This window comes from Parasediminibacterium sp. HNIBRBA5674 (genome assembly GCF_056745525.1).
The window spans coordinates 18,455-35,120 of record NZ_JBQWIE010000007.1; the positions used below are offsets into that span (position 1 = coordinate 18,455).

A 16,666-nucleotide genomic window follows, 5' to 3' on the forward strand; every position below is an offset into this window, starting at 1 on the left:
TTAACTCCTCAAAACCTCACCTCAATTACAAAGTCAAACTACATTTATGGAAGCCCACACCCAACTGCCACTTAATAGATTAAGTTGGTACATTTTGCTTGCAGCTATTGTTTTCACAACCGCTTGTCATCGCTCTAAAAAACTTGTACAAATTGACCCCGCATTTAGCAAGTACATAGAGGCTTACACATCTGGTACTGTCTCTAAAAAAGGTGCTATTCGCATTCAACTTGCTACAGATGCTAGTGTAACACATACAGTAAACGAGCCTATTAACAAGAAGCTTTTTTCATTCTCACCATCGGTAGAAGGTAAAGCCTATTGGATAGACGCTAGAACCATAGAATTTAAGCCTGACAAGGATTTGAGTGTAAATACATTGTATGAAGTAGCATTTGAATTGGACAATGTAATTGATGTACCTAACCGCTACAGCACCTTTAAGTTTAATGTAGAAACCATTAACCCATCATTTCAAGTTGAAGACTATGGCTTGAAGGCAAGTGGTAAAAATTCGATGACACTTACAGGCCAACTTACTACTGCTGATGTAGAAACAAGTGCAGTAGTTGAACAACTATTACGAGCCAATATTAATGGTAGTAATCAGAAAATTACATGGCAACATAATGAGGCCAATAAAACCCATGCATTTGTAGTTGAAAACATTGCTAGAACTACCATTGCACAAACATTGTCGCTTAGTTGGGATGGTCAACCACTCAACATTACTTTAAAAGATAGCAAAGACATTGTCATTCCAGCCATTGGTGATTTTAAAGTGTTGGATGTACGTGTAATACAAGATGACGAACAATATGCTTTGGTACAATTTAGCGATCCGTTGTCTATTGCACAATCATTGGAAGGTTTAATTGGCATTAGTGGGCAAGAAGCTTTAAGCTATACCATTTTAGGTAGCGAAGTAAAAGTGTATGCGCCTGTAAAGTTAGATGGTAATTATACTGTATCAATTAGCGAAGGCATACAAAATCAATGGGAAGACAAATTAGCCAAAGGCTATACAGCCAATGTGTTTTACGAGAACAGGCTACCTTCTGTAAGTATTGCAGGCAAAGGCGTGATATTGCCTAATAGTGGCGGTAAAATTGTGTTGCCATTTGATGCCATAAACCTTAAAGCTGTTGACATCTCTATCATTAAAATTTACGAGAACAACATTGCACAATTTTTACAAAGCAATAAGCTGGATGGCGAAGGTTACGAGCTAAGAAAAGTAGCCAAACCTATTGTACAAGCTACTGTAAAATTAGATGAAGACAAGAGCATGAATCTGCACAAGAAAAATAGATTCTCGCTAAATTTAGATAAATACATTCATACAGAGCCAGGCGCTATTTACCGCATCCATATTGCGTTTAGACCAGAATATTCTTTATACGCTTGTGCTACTACTGAAAAGGCAAAAGATGATGAAGAGGCAGAAAACTATTATGATAATGAAGATGGCCAAGTAGACGATGATGATGAGTTTTGGCGACGCTATTCTGATAGCTATCCTTATGGCTATAATTGGGAACAACGCAATAATCCTTGCAGCAAGGGTTATTATAATAGCGAACGTTTTGCAAGCAGAAATATCCTATCTACCAATATTGGCTTAACCGCAAAACGTGGTAATGACAATAGCTTGTTTGTTGCGGTAAATAATATTATTACTACCGACCCAATGCAAGATGTAGAACTGCAAGTGCTAGACTATCAGCAACAAGTTATTGGCAAGGCAAAAACAAATGCTGAAGGCATCGCTATCGTTGACCTTAAACGCAAACCGTTTTTATTAATTGCAAAAAAAGGCACCGAAAAAAGCTATCTAAAACTAGATGATGGCAGCTCGTTAATGCTATCAAAATTTGATGTGGCTGGCGCAGAAATTAAGAATGGCATTAAGGGCTTCATATTTGGTGAACGTGGTGTTTGGCGCCCAGGCGACAGCTTGTTTTTAAGCTGCATTATTGAAGATAAAACCAACAAATTACCAAAAGACCACCCGATAGAATTACAACTCATCTCACCAAGAGGACAATTGTATAAACGCATTGTAAAACCCAATGCAGAAGGTGGTTTTAATGTGTTTAAGATGGCTACAGATGCGGATGCACCAACAGGCAACTGGACCTGCAAAGTAAAAGTTGGTGCTGCCACTTTCGATAAAAAATTGAAGATAGAAACGGTAATGCCAAACCGTTTAAAAATCAACTTAAACTTCAATGGCCTTACTGCGCTTGGTAAAAATACCACTACCACAGGCACACTATCAGCAGCTTGGCTATTTGGTGCAAAAGCACAGAACTTAAAAGCCAAAGTAGATGCGCAGTTGTATAAAAAAACAACCACGTTCGATAAGTTTAAAGACTATGTATTTGACAATCCTACCACAGCATTTACTACACAAAGCAAAACTATTTTTGATGGCAGCTTAAACGCTGAAGGTACAGCAGCGGTAAGTCCTTCATTTGAAGCAGGTACAGATGCACCCGGTATGTTATTGGCCAACTTAGTCGTAAAAGTGTTTGAACCCGGTGGTAATTTTAGTATTGATAATATTGCGCTGCCTTATCATCCTTATACTTCTTACGCAGGTGTTCATGTACCACAAAGTAAAGACAACTGGGGCTACATAGAAAGTGGTAAACAACAACGCTTCGATATTGTAGATGTAAATACAGATGGTCAGCCTACCAATGGTGCTACTAACTTAGAAGTAACCCTTTATAAAATTCAATGGCGCTGGTGGTGGGATAACAGTGGTGAAGGCCTAAGCAATTTTACCCAAGATAATTACAACAAGCTCATCAATAAACAAACCATTACAGCAGCTAATGGGAAAGCCATTTACACAGCTAATTTTAACGAGGATGATTGGGGTAGATATTTAATTCTAGTGAAAGACACAAGAAGTGGCCACACTACTGGTAAAACCTTTTATGTAGATAATGATGGCTGGCGCAGCCGTGGTAATAATGATGATGCGTCTGCTGCTACTATGCTGTCTTTTAGCACCGATAAAGAGAAATACAATGTGGGTGAAAAATGTACACTTACGATTCCTTCAGGTAAAGGTGGCAAAGCATTAATAAGCATAGAAACTGGCAGTAAAGTGCTTAAAACCTTCTGGACAAACACAGAAGCTGGGCAAACAAAATATGCGTTTACAGTAGAAAAAGACATGACACCAAATGTGTACGTAAACGTAAGCTTGATACAGCCACATGCACAAACCATTAACGACTTACCAATAAGAATGTATGGTGTAGTGCCTATTTTGGTTGAAGACAAAAACACCATTTTAAAGCCAGTTATTAAAATGGCTGACGTAATAAGGCCAGAACAAAACACTACTATCAACGTAAGCGAAACCAATGGCAAGCCAATGACCTATGTGATTGCTTTAGTAGACGATGGCTTATTAGATTTAACCCATTTTAAAACACCAGACCCTCACCAATATTTTTATGCCAAAGAAGCTTTAGGCGTAAAAAGTTGGGACGTTTACGATTATGTTATTGGCGCTTGGAGCGGCGAACTTGAACGCATTCTTACCATTGGTGGTGATGCTGATGGTGCAGCTTCAAAAACAAGAAAGGCTAACCGCTTCAAGCCTGTGGTGAGCTTTCTTGGGCCATTTACTACTAGCGGTGGTAGTCATGCACACAACTTTACGTTGCCGCAATACATGGGTAGCGTTCGTGCTATGGTAATTGCAGCAGGTAATGGTGCTTATGGTATGGCTGAGAAAACGGTTACCGTGAAAAAGCCTTTGATGATGTTGGCTAGTTTACCAAGAGTACTTGGGCCTACAGAAGAGTTTAAAATTCCTGTTACCATCTTTGCTACAGAAAACAATATCAAGAATGTAAGCCTTAGCATACAAGGCAATCCATTTATTGAAAGTGCTGGTACACAGACCGTCAGCTTTACTAAAACAGGCGAGCAAACAGTATATTTTAATGCCAAGGTAAAAGCCAATACAGGCATTGGTAAAGTAAAAGTAATAGCTAGTAGTGGTAAAGAGCAAGCGGTGTACGAAACCGAAATTGATGTGCGTAATCCTAACCCTGTAGTTACACAAGTTACTGAAGCAACCTTACAACCTGGCACTAGTTACAACACATTGGCAAGCATGATTGGTGACGACAAAAGCAGCAAGGCAACGCTTGAAGTATCTGCTATACCAGCTATTAACTTGCAAAAAAGATTAGGCTACCTTATCAATTATCCGCATGGCTGCATTGAACAAACGACTTCTGCGGTGTTTCCTCAATTAGCTTTAAACCAATTAATGGATATACCAGAAGATCGTCAACGAACCATTGACAATAACATTCGCACAGCTATTGCTAAAATTCAAAACTTCCAGCAAAACGATGGTGGTTTTAGTTATTGGCCAGGTGTAGATGCTAGCGATGAATGGGGCACAAACTATGCTGGTCACTTCTTGCTAGAAGCATCTGCCAAAGGCTATGTTGTACCAACTTATTTATTGCAGCAATGGAAAGCATTTGAACGTAACAAAGCCCTTGCGTGGAACGTTAACACAGCACCATACTATGGCTCTGATTTAACGCAGGCTTATCGTTTATACTTATTAGCCCTAGCTAAGTCACCAGAAATTGGTGCTATGAACCGCTTAAAAGAATGGAAGTTTTTAACCCCAGAAGGCAAATGGCGCTTGGCGGCAGCTTACTACTTGGTTAGTCAGCAACAAATAGCACTACAGCTAATCAGTGGTTTGCCTACCACCTTTACTACTAAGCCTTTTCCTGGCGTTACTTATGGTAGCGATGTACGTGACCAAGCCATGGTGTTAGAAACACTCACCATCATGGGCCGCCGCTCAGAAGCAGAACAATTAGTACGTACAGTAGCCAGCAAACTATCGCAAGAACAATGGTACAGCACACAAACCACCGCCTATGCTTTATTGGCTATTGCAAAATATAGTGGCGTAACTAGTGGCGGTAAAAAGCTGTCTTATACCACAAGTATTAATGGTAAATCAACCACTATTAGTAGCAACAGCACCATTGCACAAAACGCCATCACTTGGCAAAATGGTAAAGGCAATATTCAAATTGCCAACAAGGGTAGCAACGTGTTGTATGTACGTGTTATTAACGAAGGCAAACCTGTAAGCACAGCACCTATACCTGTTACCAACAATCCAAATGTGCTAGTAGTATCTGTCAACTATCTCAGCACTAGTGGGCAAAGTATTGATATTAGCAAACTCAAGCAGGGTAGCGATTTTGTGGCAAAAGTTACCGTTAAAAATCCCGGCACAAGAGGTGCCTATCAGCAAATGGCTCTATCGCAAATCTTCCCAAGTGGTTGGGAAATTCTCAACACCAGATTATTCAATAGCGAAGGCCAGTTCAAGTCTTCTGCTAGCGATTATATGGATATAAGAGACGATAGAGTGTACCAATATTTCAACATCAAAGCAGGCGAAACCCTCACCTATTATGTGCAATTAAACGCTGCTTATCTAGGTAAATATTTTTGGCCAGGTGTGTACTGCGAAGGCATGTACGACAATACCATTAGCGGTGGCGTAAGTGGTAAATGGGTAGAAATTGTAGAGTAAAAAGCTTAGTATTTAAAGAAGGGTAAAAGCAATAAAACTGCTTTTGCCCTTTTTTATTAGTTGATGTCACCAGCTTTGGTACTACTATGTAACATCGTTGCGTCGCACACTTGTACGTTCTTTTCGCTGTGGGGCTTTTATTGAAGCGTAGGTAAAAGGCACCAGTCATTGTAAGGTACGAAGCAATCTACCCCTCACTGGGCATATTTATTCACTGCACCTTACAAATCGATGGAAAGAAACTAAGGCAAAAAATTATGCCTAACCTACTTCCAAAAATTATTGTTGAGAAGATATTGAATCTACTATTAAGTCATTAGTTAAAATGGTGGTGTCTTTCTTGGTAGTATCTGCTGCTAGAGTATTCATTAGTTCAACTGCTTTTAAAGAGTCTACATATTTTAAAGAATCTGCTAGTTTTAAGGAATCAGAATTTGTAATACTTTCTAATTGGGGCTGTAAAGCTTCTTTACTAGCAGATACAAGGAAAAGGTATAAAATGTAACCTATTAGTACAATTACGACCATTATGAAACCTACAAAAACAGAATCCCCCACTGTATTAATATTTACTATTAAACCATTCTTAACTTTAATTGAAGAAATGCTGTTGTTATCTATTATCCTTACTTTGCCATTCAATGCCTTACCCTCTAAACTAAAAACCTTAGAATTTACAACAATTTCTGCTGCTGGCGAAATCACTGAAATATCACCTAACGATGATTTTAAATAGAAACGTGTACTAACAGAGATAACTCTATTATTTTTAATTGTATATTCACTATCACCAATAGTGATAATTTTATCATTTAGTTCCTCCAAGTTGTTATCAAAAATTCTAGAACCTTTAACTATGCCAGTATCGAACTCGCTTGTATAAAAATACTTCCCTTCTGTGTGTGTGTTCTTTAAGTTATGCTTTTTAATAAAAAGCCTTTGTAAATATCCTACTACATCACCATTGGGTATAGCTAATTCATTATAAAAAATTACAGGTTTATATTCGTTGCCTTCAATAAACATTACCAATAAGGCATCTAACAAAAAACCTTGCCTATACATAATACCATCATGGCCTTTAAAGTTTTCGTTTTTAACATAAAGACTATCGGGTGCTAGGTATTTCCAATCAAACTCATTTACAAAGCCAGAATTGGCTATTAAAAGCTTTCCATTACGTAAAAAACGGTAGGTTTGAAACGATGATACAGTATCATCATACTTAGCCCAAGTTTTATCTACAAAGCTTTCTATTTTATCTAATTTTTGACCATATGCTTTTAAACGGGGCAATAAATTCTTCAAGTAAATATCCATATAAGCTATTTGCGAATTTGACTATTACGTATTACAGATATTAGAATCATACCTATGCCCATTAAAATTGCTTTTAAAGACATATCTCTAGACTTAGTATCAAATAGAAAAAGAATACCCATAATTATAAAAAGAACACCAAACACTATTAATATCGACATGCCGTATGACTCTTTAATTCTCATAAATTGTATTTTAGTAAACTAAATTACTAATAGCTAGATATTACAGCTAAAAGGCTTCGTTAGAAATTGGCTTCCTGTAAAACTTTTTTAAATGTAAAAATGCTTTGTTAATTCTTTTAACCAAATCTGTTTCTGAATTATATAGGAATTTTAAAGAGAAAAAATTACTAGTAGATGTATAAAGACCGCTTTTATTGACTAATTTTCTTTGAATAGTAGAATTAAATGTTTCTATTGCGATGTTATCATCAAAGCTAGAAACTTTACTTACATCGTAAATTGGTATAATATCGGTAATTGTAGAAGCTAAAATACTTGGTGTATTACTACTTGGTACATCATCATGCTTTATAATCAGGTAGTATTTATCGAAACTAAAACTGTAATTTTTTTGGGTGTAATTCCCATGCGAATAGTAGGTACTACCTATTACATATTCTTCTTCAGTGCATTTTATTAATTTTTCTAAAATCCATGCTTCAGTTTCTGTTTTTGTAGCTTTACTATCATCAGTGATAGTTTCTTCGCCACCATAAAGTATTTTTGCATTAGCAGGTGGTTGAATGCTTAAAGGATAATCTGATTTGGTAGTTGACTTAGAGGTATTTTCTTTACCCCATGTTACACCACAATAAGGGCATTTATCACCTGCTTTAGCATATTGGCTTACAGAACGCCCACACTTACCACAACTTTTAGAAACACTAGTAGATGATTGGCAGAAAGTAGAAAGAGATGGGATTGAGAGAAATAATAGAGCTATAAAAATGATTTTATACAGTATTAGTTTTGACATAAATGAGTAGTTAAAAATATAATTTAATAAACTATTTAGAAAACTGTTAGGTATAATGCGAAAGACGAAGCGGGTACTAAGATTTTTCAATTAAACTATCATTAATGCGGCATAACATATCCAAATCATTAATTACGACTGGCTCTAAACCAAATCTAGCTTGAATAATTAAATAATTTAAACTAGCATGGTATGTTTTAAAAATAAGCTTCTGATATACTAACGGTATCTTGGTATCAATGTTAATTTTAAATGAATCAGTTGCGTTAGTTGTATAACAATCTCTGAATTTCTTAGTCTTAAAAATAGCCAAATAATTTTCTTTATCGCACTCTAAAAATTCATTTTCTAAGGCGCAAACACTACGAAAAAAATGTTTTTTAAAAACTTCTGGCTTGACAGAAGATAGCAGATTTTGGTAAGTTTCATTCATTATTACAGCTTTAAAAATAGTTTTAAAACAAAAACCCATAAACCAAATATATAGTAAATAGATTGATTGAGGCATGAAGTATGTCATTTTCTTTATTTTTCTTAGTGGCGGGTGAAAATACCCGCCACTTTCATTTTGCACTTGCCCACCAAACCTTAAAATTTCCTTAATATTATAAAACTAACAACAAGTTCTTTATTTTACAATATATAAAACCCTATTTTAGCAATACCCCCCGATGAACGTATATAAAGCATTTTTTCACCTTTAAATACAAACATCTATGGCACAGTCCAAAGACAACATCATCACCCACGGCCTAAGTGGTAAAGTAGGCAACATTTTAGTGTTCTCGCAACGCAATGGTAAAACTTACGTAAGTAAAGTACCTAAGCAATCTACCAAAGAACCCACAGCAGGTCAGGTAGCGCACCAACAAAAGTTTCAACGTGCCATTTTATATGGTAAATCAGCCATTGCTAATCCTGCAACCAAAGCCGAGTACGAAGCAGACGCAGAAGTAGGCGAAAGTGCATTTAATGTAGCCGTTGCCGATATGCTACAAGCCCCCGAAATAGATAGTATCGATTTATCGGGCTACACAGGTAAAGTAGGCGAGAAAATAGTAATAATTGCTACCGACGATTTTAAAGTAACAAGTGTAACCGTTAATATTTCTAACGCCGATGGTACTTTGGTTGAAGAAGGGGCAGCTGTTTTAGGTAATACAGGGGTAGATTGGGTATATACTATCCACTGGCGCAGGTCTGTAGCAAGGCAATGAGTGCTAGCCGACCTGTGCTAAGGTGTTACTTGTTTTTTCACAGATAATAGCTTTAAAACTGAGTAATGCATAGCACCAACCAAGAAACTTATAATAGTTGAGAAATTAATTTTTATACGATAACTAAACATCTTTGCACTAATAATTAAGTTGTTTATTTTTGTTTCATATGCCTACATTATTGCTAATAGATGGTTTTCGATTTTTCTTTTATAGCAACGAGAACAACGAGCCTATACATGTGCATGTAACAAAAGGTAATGCTGATGGAAAAATATGGTTAGAGCCTACTATTGAAATAGCCTATATGCATGAATTTAACAACAAGGAAATAAAAGATATCATGTGGCATGTACAAGAAAATTTTGAACAATTTAAAACTAGATGGAATGACTACTTTTCAAAATAATTACGATAGTATTGAACGACTAATTTACGTGGAAGGATTGCGTATTAAAACGATTGACGTTCATCCTGAGTTGGATTTATTATTGGTTATATTAAATACCAATGCAGTACTTCAACAAAAAATATCAAGTTATCCATTATTGAAATTGGCTACTAAAGAGCAACTATTACAATATACTATTCAAGCAAATGGTACGGGTATTTATTGGCACAGTTTGGATGAAGATTTAAGCCTCAAAGGTTTTTTAACGGATACATTAAAGCGTTTTGTAGGAAATGCACCAACAAATATGCAAACGGCTTATGCAGCATAAAAAACCTTTTCTTAGTGGCGGGTGTCTTCACCCGCCATTTTTTGCACCAAGTTTCACACCCCGTCAGCAAAGCTGCCTGACCTCTCTCGCCGAGGGGAATAAACCATCGCACAAATTCCCCTCAGCAGAGGGGTGGTCGCAGACCGGGGTGTTATTATAGCCAAGGTTTTTCCGTGAGGCTAGCAACAAGCGTTACTCTATTCACGGTTTTTCCGTGGTGCTAGCAACAAGCGTTACTCTCTTCACGGTTTTTCCGTGAGGCTAGCAACTAGCGTTACTCTCTTCACGGTTTTTCCGTGGGGCTAGCAACAAGCGTTACTCGGTTCACGGTTTTTCCGTGGGGCTAGCAACAAGTGTTACTCTATTCACGGTTTTTCCGTGGGGCTAGCAACAAGTGTTACTCGGTTCACGGTTTTTCCGTGGGGCTAGCAACTAATTATTATACGGTCATCTTTAAACTTGTAATACATATTGTTAAATATTTACTGCAAATTTTGATAGTCTCAGAAAATTAAATTAAACTTGCGCCTAATAAAATCAAATTAAACCATGTTACACACAAGCTTCTTCCGTTATCTCAGAAATCCTGAGTTTATTCAACAGGGCAAAGATTTAGCATTTGTAATTGCTACGGCTAACCCTACCAGTTTATTAGTACAAAAGCAGTACGCTGGATTTAATACCAGCGTATTGGCATTAGATGAAGGTTTTAAACTCAGCTTAAAAAATCCATTAACACAAATCCTGCTTAACCTTGATGGCAACCGAGATGATATATTTATGGGTATGTGTTTTATAATGGATGGTTATTACAAAAGTTGGATACCCGAGGTAAAGGCACATGCCAAACTGTTGATAGACAGTGTAGCAGTGTACGGTAGAGACCTTGTAGATGCTAACTTTCAATCTGAAACTGCAAGCCTTAGCAGCCTGATAGATAAGTGGGAAAATACACCTGAACTTACGGCGGCTATTACAGCACTTAACCTTACCGCATGGAAAAATGAACTAAAAGCTACCAATACTTTGTATGCTACTACTTACGCAGAAAGAGCAGCGGTAGACGGTAGTAAAGATGCTTTACCAAAAATGAAAAGCTTACGTGCAGATGTAATTGCTGCATGGGCTAAGTTTCAAAAAGTATTGATAGGTAAAATAGAAGAATACGAAGACGATGCAGTAAAAGCACCATTGTATACGGCTTTAGAAAACAGCATTAATGGTGTACTAGACAAGTACAATTTGTTACTTACACAAAGGCAAGCAAAAGCAGCAGCGCCTGTAACACCACCAAAAGCATAAACAATCAATTGAACGAATAATAGCCACCTAAGAGGGTGGCTTTTTTGTTACCAACAAATACCTACATTGTTCTGTAAAAGCTGCTAGCAATTTATTGGTTACAGGCTACTAAACTTAAACAACCCATTGAGAAAAATTAAAACTTACATACAACAATTATCTGCCTCGGCTCGTACAGGTATGTAGCATAGCATAGCAGCATAGCCTACCCGTGCTAGCGAGTTACTTGTTTTTTCATAGATACCGAGGTTATAAATAAGTAAGGTTTAGCACAAAAAACTTGCGCTAGTAAGCAGTACCTTCAGCGGTGGCATAAGTGTAAATGGATAGTAGTAGAAGCAGAATAAGTTTATTAATACCAAAACAATCAGAAATGAATAAGAGCCTGTTTAAAATCATTTTGATGGTGAAAATCATATTATTTCTACAGTGATTGGTGGAATAAACAAATTGAAAATCACTGTGGTTAATTATTAGTTTAATAATGAAGTTTCAAACTTGAGATAGATTTCATTCAAAGCTACCCATCGTAAAAATTAGAGAATGTGATAAGCCAGTAAAAGAGTTACTTTATCAATTTCTAGAGCGAAAAAGTCTAAAATTCATGTACTATTTGAACAAGAGAGTAATGATCTAATTCTTCGTCATATTATTCTTGGCAACCTATATTCAATAAATAAATTTAAAAATACAACGAAATCAACTTTCAAAATACGCCTATGCAGTAACATAGTAGTACTAGCGATGGTGACATAAAAAACTACACGCTAATAATCGTAATTATAGCGTGTAGTAACCCAATAAATATGATTAGATTATTTGCACAAAGTGTAGCACTGTGTGGCTATTTCTTTTTCTTCGTTGGTAGGTACTACTAGTATTTTAACAGTGGCGTTATCGGCTTGAATTTCTCTTATACTGCTGGTTCTAATGCTGTTTTTATCTGTGTCTAAATGAATGTTGAGGCCTTCTAGGTTTTCGCAGATTTTGCCTCTGGTGTACACATCGTTTTCGCCAATGCCACCTGTAAACAACAATACATCTACACCATTAAGTGCTGCTATATAGCTACCAATAAACTTCTTAGCCTTGTACACAAATATTTGATGTGCTAGCATGGCATCGGCATCGCCTTTTTGTATTAGGGCTTGTAAGTCTCGCATATCGCTTACGCCAGCAAGGCCAAGCAAACCGCTTTTTTTGTTAAGTATATCGTTGACTTGCTGCAAGGTATAACCAAGTTCATTAACCATGTAGAAAATGACAGTTTGGTCAATATCGCCCACTCTTGTACCCATTACCAAACCATTCATAGGACCTAAACCCATTGATGTATCTATACATTTTCCATTGGCAATAGCCGTGATACTGCAACCATTACCAAGGTGTAATGAAATGATTTTTAGGTTAGGATTATTGTAGTGCTTAGCTACTTGCTCGCTCACATATTTGTGGCTAGTACCATGAAAGCCATAGTTGCGAACTTTGTCTTTTTCGTACAGTTCTTTTGGTACTGCCATGCGGTAAGCCACTGCTGGCATGGTTTGATGAAAAGCAGTATCGAACACCGCCACTTGCTTAGCTGTAGCAAATACTTGCTCTGCCACTTCTATACCCAACATGTGGGCAGGATTGTGTAAAGGGCTTAGCGAAAAAAGGTAGCGAATTTTATCTTTAACGGCTTGTGTAATTAAAGCGGTGCTTACAAAATTGGCACCACCATGTACCACTCTATGGCCTACCACATCTATTTCTGAAGGGCTAGTGATAACGCCTTTATCAGCATCGGTTAATAAATCAGCAACAGCTTTTAAGCCTTCAGTATGGTTGGCAATATCGCCTGTAAACTGGTATTCTTCAAAAGCATTGCCTCGTAAATATTTGTAAGTTAATACGGCATTGTTTAAACCAATGCGCTCTACCAAACCAGTACAGATAACGGTAGCTTGCGGCATACTAAATAGCTGATACTTGATAGAGCTACTGCCTGAATTGATAACTAGAACCTTCATACGCTAGATAGTTTTGTTTATTGTGCCTGAATAGCTGTGATAACTACTGTGTTGAAAATATCATCCACTGTGCAGCCTCTACTTAAATCGTTTACTGGTTTGTTAAGGCCTTGTAACATAGGGCCTATGGCAATAGCACCTGTTTCTCGCTGTACAGCTTTGTAAGTGTTGTTACCAGTATTTAAGTCTGGGAAAATTAATACACTAGCTTGGCCAGCTACTGCTGAGTTTGGTAGTTTTTGCTTACCAACAACAGGGTCTACCGCAGCATCGTATTGTATAGGGCCTTCAATGGCTAAGTCTGGTCTTTGAAGTTTTACAATTTCGGTTGCAGCCCTTACTTTTTCTACTTCTTCACCTTGACCGCTACTGCCAGATGAATAAGATAGCATGGCTATTTTAGGCTCTATACCAAACATTTTACTGCTTTCGGCAGAGGTAATAGCTATTTCAGCAAGCTGTGCAGAAGTAGGATTAGGGTTTACGGCACAATCGCCAAAAACACTTACTCTATCTGGCAAGCACATAAAGAATACCGAAGACACGGTAGATACACCGGGCTTGGTTTTTACAAATTGTAAGGCTGGCCTAATGGTATGTTGTGTGGTATGATTAGCACCTGATACCATGCCATCTGCCTCGCCTAAGTACACCATCATAGTGCCGAAATAAGACACATCTGTCATTAAATCTCGTGCCATATCTAGCGTTACATTTTTGCTTTTGCGTAGCTCGTACAAGGTGTGTACATAGTCTTCAAAACGTTTACTGTTTTTAGGATCTACAATAGTAACCTTACTTAAATCGAAATTAAGATTGAGCCTTGTAACAGCTGACTGAATATCTGCTGCAACACCAAGAATGGTAAGGTTTACAATGCCTTGATTGATTAACCGAGATGCAGCAATAATAATTCTATCATCATCGCCTTCTGGCAATACAATGTGCTTTTTGATAGACACAGCACGCTTAAACAGCTGGTACTGAAACATGTGTGGTGTAATACCTTCTGGCACAAAAGCTTCTATACGAGCTTCGATGCTTGATACATCTACATGTTTTTCAAACTCGGTAATGGCAGTTTCTATTTTGTTTTTATTATCGGCATAAATGTGCGATTTGGTGGTACTTACTTTGGCCACCGTATCGAACGTGCCTGTAGTAACCCATACAATAGGAAATACATTTTCTAAGCCTTCTATTAGCTTGATAATAGGCTCTTCTGGTAGCAGGCCACCTGTTAAAATCATGCCTGCAACACGTGGGTAGTTTTTAGACAAATTGGCTTGCAATGCCGCTAAAATAATATCGCCTCTATCGCCTGGTGTAACTATTAAAGTATTGTCTTCTAAGCGTGGTAAAAGATTGCGTAATTGCATAGCACCTACTATATACTTGCTTACTAGATTATCACCATAGTCTTTACCAAATAAGAAGTTGCCACCAACAGATTCTGTAATCTCCTTCATTGTAGGGCTGCTAAGGCCTTTGTGGTAAGGGATACAAGAAAACAGAATTTCTTTAGGTAGGCGCACTTTGCATATTTGCTTGATGGTATCAATATCTTTTTCGTTGGCTTTGTTAATGATAGATGCTAGCACTTGCACCTCGCTAATGGCAAAACTATTAACAGAGGTAAGCATGTAGTCTACCGCTTCGTCAATGGATCTATTGTCGCCATTAATCACTAAGATAGCAGGAATGCCAAGGTTCTTAGCTATCTCTACATTTATCTTTAGCTCAAACGTGTTGCCTTCGGTTTCAAAATCGGTGCCTTCAACAATTACAAAGTCGTGAGTGTCTTCTAGCTTTTTGTATTTGGCAATAATGGTATCAATGATTTTAGATTCGTTGCCCTCGCTGCGTAGGCGCATCACTTCATCTCTTGTAAAAGCAAACATATCAGACTTCTTATCTTCTAAGCCGAAGTAAGAGGTAATGGTATCTATGTGGCTATTAACAGATTGGTTAGGGTAATGCTTTACAATAGGCTTGAAGTACGCTACATTTTTGTAGTGACCACGTAGCTTGTTCATCAATCCAATAGCTATTAGTGATTTGCCGCTATCTGTATCGGTAGTGGCAATAAAAACGCCTCTTGTCATATATCAGTTGTTTGCTTTTGATAAATAGGTTCTACCAAAGTGCAAAACTTAGCTTTAGTGAGCAGTATAAAAATGACGCAAGTCATTTTTGTTACCTTTTTTGCTCATAAAACAAGTATTGCAGTAAGTTAGTTGTTTTGCTAGCCACATACCTTCAAAATTCGCTGAGCTGAGGCTTTCAGAGGATTTAAAAAATTATTTCTTCATCATTAAATCTTCCTTAGCGGCCCATACAGCTATGTCTTGCTTACTAAGCGCTTGTGCCATTAGGTCGGGAAATTTATCAGGTGAGCAGGCAAAAAAAACAGGAATGCCTAATGTGGCTAAAAACTGTGCATTGCTATGGTCGTAAGCTGGTGCACCATCATCGTTAAGGGCAAGCAATACAATCACTTTTACACCTGCTGCTGTTAGCTCTACTGCTCTTTTACGCATCTCGTTTTCATTACCACCTTCGTACAAATCGGTGATCAATACAAGCACCGTATCTAGCGGCCTTGTGATAATTTGCTTGCAGTATGTAAGGGCTGCATTAATATCGGTACCACCGCCTAGTTGCACACCAAATAGTAAGTCTACAGGGTCATCTAATTCTTCTGTAAGGTCTACCACGGCTGTATCAAACACTATCATTTTGGTTTTAATAGCAGGTATAGAAGCCATAACCGAACCAAAGATGCCTGAGTAAACAACTGATGTACCCATAGAGCCACTTTGGTCTAAACATAGCACCACATCTTTAAGTGATGAACGCTTACGACCATAACCAATTTTTACTTCAGGAATAATGGTTTTATAGTCTGGCTGATAATGTTTGAGATTCTTTAAAATCGTGCTATGCCAGTTAATTTCATTGTGCCTTGGTCTACGATTTCTAGCGCTTCTATTAAGGCTACCGATAACGGCTTGTTGCATGGGCTGAGCTAGCTTACGCAGCAGTTCATCTACCACTTTTCGCACTACTTGCCTTGCGGTATCTTTTGTTTTATCTGGTATTACACGACTAAGCGTCATTAAGGTTGCTACTAAATGCACATCTGGCGTTACATTTTCTAGCATCTCTTTTTCAAACAGCATTTGTGTAAGATGTAATCTTTCCAAGGCATCACGCTGCATTACTTGCACCACTGTGTTAGGAAAAAATGAACGTATATCGCCTAGCCAACGATTAATGTTGGGTGATGAAGAACCAAGGCCACCTTGCTTATCGCTATCGTACAAGGCGCCAAGTGTGTTATCCATTTGCTGGTCTTGAAGGTTAAGTTGGTAACCTGTGCCATCATTTTGTTGCGAGCCAAGTAGCAATCGCCAACGACGAATATTTTCTTCTTTGTTCATAATCTCATTTTTTAAATACGCTGCGATAAAAGCTGCACAATGAACCGAACGTACAAGTGTG

At 37.6% G+C, this 16,666-nt stretch carries 11 protein-coding genes; 5 read left to right on the forward strand and 6 right to left on the reverse strand.

Features of this window, described 5'->3' with window-relative positions; genetic code table 11:
- The first annotated feature begins 46 nt into the window (after nucleotides 1–46).
- Nucleotides 47–5,608, forward strand: a complete 5,562-nt coding sequence (locus tag ACT9TX_RS05060) for an alpha-2-macroglobulin family protein (protein ID WP_481337137.1) — start codon at nucleotides 47–49, stop codon at nucleotides 5,606–5,608.
- Nucleotides 5,609–5,887: 279 nt separating this feature from the next.
- Here the strand turns inward: ACT9TX_RS05060 and ACT9TX_RS05065 are convergent, their stop codons facing one another.
- The 3 genes from ACT9TX_RS05065 to ACT9TX_RS05075 all read right to left on the reverse strand — a co-directional run bounded on the left by ACT9TX_RS05065 (nucleotide 5,888) and on the right by ACT9TX_RS05075 (nucleotide 8,429).
- Nucleotides 5,888–6,928, reverse strand: coding sequence for a hypothetical protein (locus ACT9TX_RS05065; protein ID WP_481337139.1), 1,041 nt, complete (start codon nucleotides 6,926–6,928; stop codon nucleotides 5,888–5,890).
- Between the two features lie 231 nt (nucleotides 6,929–7,159).
- Nucleotides 7,160–7,909, reverse strand: a complete 750-nt coding sequence (locus ACT9TX_RS05070; RefSeq protein ID WP_481337140.1) for a hypothetical protein — start codon at nucleotides 7,907–7,909, stop codon at nucleotides 7,160–7,162.
- A 76-nt stretch (nucleotides 7,910–7,985) separates the two neighbouring features.
- A complete protein-coding gene (locus tag ACT9TX_RS05075; RefSeq protein ID WP_481337141.1) occupies nucleotides 7,986–8,429 on the reverse strand; it encodes a hypothetical protein in 444 nt (147 codons plus the stop codon).
- Nucleotides 8,430–8,625: 196 nt separating this feature from the next.
- Between ACT9TX_RS05075 and ACT9TX_RS05080 the strand changes: the two genes are divergently transcribed.
- From ACT9TX_RS05080 to ACT9TX_RS05095, 4 genes are all read left to right on the forward strand, one after another.
- The gene (locus ACT9TX_RS05080; RefSeq protein WP_481337142.1) at nucleotides 8,626–9,126 is read left to right on the forward strand and encodes a hypothetical protein; all 501 of its coding nucleotides are present in this window, start codon (nucleotides 8,626–8,628) and stop codon (nucleotides 9,124–9,126) included.
- A 169-nt stretch (nucleotides 9,127–9,295) separates the two neighbouring features.
- Nucleotides 9,296–9,535, forward strand: coding sequence for a DUF4160 domain-containing protein (locus ACT9TX_RS05085; RefSeq protein ID WP_481337143.1), 240 nt, complete (start codon nucleotides 9,296–9,298; stop codon nucleotides 9,533–9,535).
- Entirely contained in the window at nucleotides 9,516–9,848 is a 333-nt protein-coding gene (locus ACT9TX_RS05090; protein ID WP_481337144.1) for a DUF2442 domain-containing protein, read from the forward strand. The genes ACT9TX_RS05085 and ACT9TX_RS05090 overlap by 20 nt, the downstream gene beginning before the upstream one ends.
- A 549-nt stretch (nucleotides 9,849–10,397) precedes the next feature.
- Nucleotides 10,398–11,150: a DUF6261 family protein gene (locus ACT9TX_RS05095; RefSeq protein WP_481337145.1), complete on the forward strand. Its 753-nt coding sequence runs from the start codon at nucleotides 10,398–10,400 to the stop codon at nucleotides 11,148–11,150.
- Between the two features lie 815 nt (nucleotides 11,151–11,965).
- On the opposite strand, the gene ACT9TX_RS05100 is transcribed toward ACT9TX_RS05095, so the two are convergent.
- From ACT9TX_RS05100 to ACT9TX_RS05110, 3 genes are all read right to left on the reverse strand, one after another.
- Nucleotides 11,966–13,162 (reverse strand): acetate/propionate family kinase, encoded by a 1,197-nt coding sequence (locus ACT9TX_RS05100; protein WP_481337146.1) that lies wholly within the window; start codon nucleotides 13,160–13,162, stop codon nucleotides 11,966–11,968.
- 17 nt (nucleotides 13,163–13,179) lie between these two features.
- The gene (gene pta, locus ACT9TX_RS05105) at nucleotides 13,180–15,267 is read right to left on the reverse strand and encodes a phosphate acetyltransferase (protein WP_481337147.1); all 2,088 of its coding nucleotides are present in this window, start codon (nucleotides 15,265–15,267) and stop codon (nucleotides 13,180–13,182) included.
- Nucleotides 15,268–15,462: 195 nt separating this feature from the next.
- A complete protein-coding gene (locus tag ACT9TX_RS05110) occupies nucleotides 15,463–16,605 on the reverse strand; it encodes a vWA domain-containing protein (RefSeq protein ID WP_481337148.1) in 1,143 nt (380 codons plus the stop codon).
- Between the last annotated feature and the right edge of the window lie 61 nt (nucleotides 16,606–16,666).

Excerpts from the sequence above, each read along its gene's own strand:
- ACT9TX_RS05060 (WP_481337137.1), top strand. The coding sequence starts at position 47 with ATGGAAGCCCACACCCAACTGCCACTTAATAGATTAAGTTGGTACATT.
- ACT9TX_RS05065 (WP_481337139.1), bottom strand. The coding sequence starts at position 6,928 with ATGGATATTTACTTGAAGAATTTATTGCCCCGTTTAAAAGCATATGGT.
- ACT9TX_RS05070 (WP_481337140.1), bottom strand. The coding sequence starts at position 7,909 with ATGTCAAAACTAATACTGTATAAAATCATTTTTATAGCTCTATTATTT.
- ACT9TX_RS05075 (WP_481337141.1), bottom strand. The coding sequence starts at position 8,429 with ATGACATACTTCATGCCTCAATCAATCTATTTACTATATATTTGGTTT.
- ACT9TX_RS05080 (WP_481337142.1), top strand. The coding sequence starts at position 8,626 with ATGGCACAGTCCAAAGACAACATCATCACCCACGGCCTAAGTGGTAAA.
- ACT9TX_RS05085 (WP_481337143.1), top strand. The coding sequence starts at position 9,296 with ATGCCTACATTATTGCTAATAGATGGTTTTCGATTTTTCTTTTATAGC.
- ACT9TX_RS05090 (WP_481337144.1), top strand. The coding sequence starts at position 9,516 with ATGACTACTTTTCAAAATAATTACGATAGTATTGAACGACTAATTTAC.
- ACT9TX_RS05095 (WP_481337145.1), top strand. The coding sequence starts at position 10,398 with ATGTTACACACAAGCTTCTTCCGTTATCTCAGAAATCCTGAGTTTATT.
- ACT9TX_RS05100 (WP_481337146.1), bottom strand. The coding sequence starts at position 13,162 with ATGAAGGTTCTAGTTATCAATTCAGGCAGTAGCTCTATCAAGTATCAG.
- pta (WP_481337147.1), bottom strand. The coding sequence starts at position 15,267 with ATGACAAGAGGCGTTTTTATTGCCACTACCGATACAGATAGCGGCAAA.
- ACT9TX_RS05110 (WP_481337148.1), bottom strand. The coding sequence starts at position 16,605 with ATGAACAAAGAAGAAAATATTCGTCGTTGGCGATTGCTACTTGGCTCG.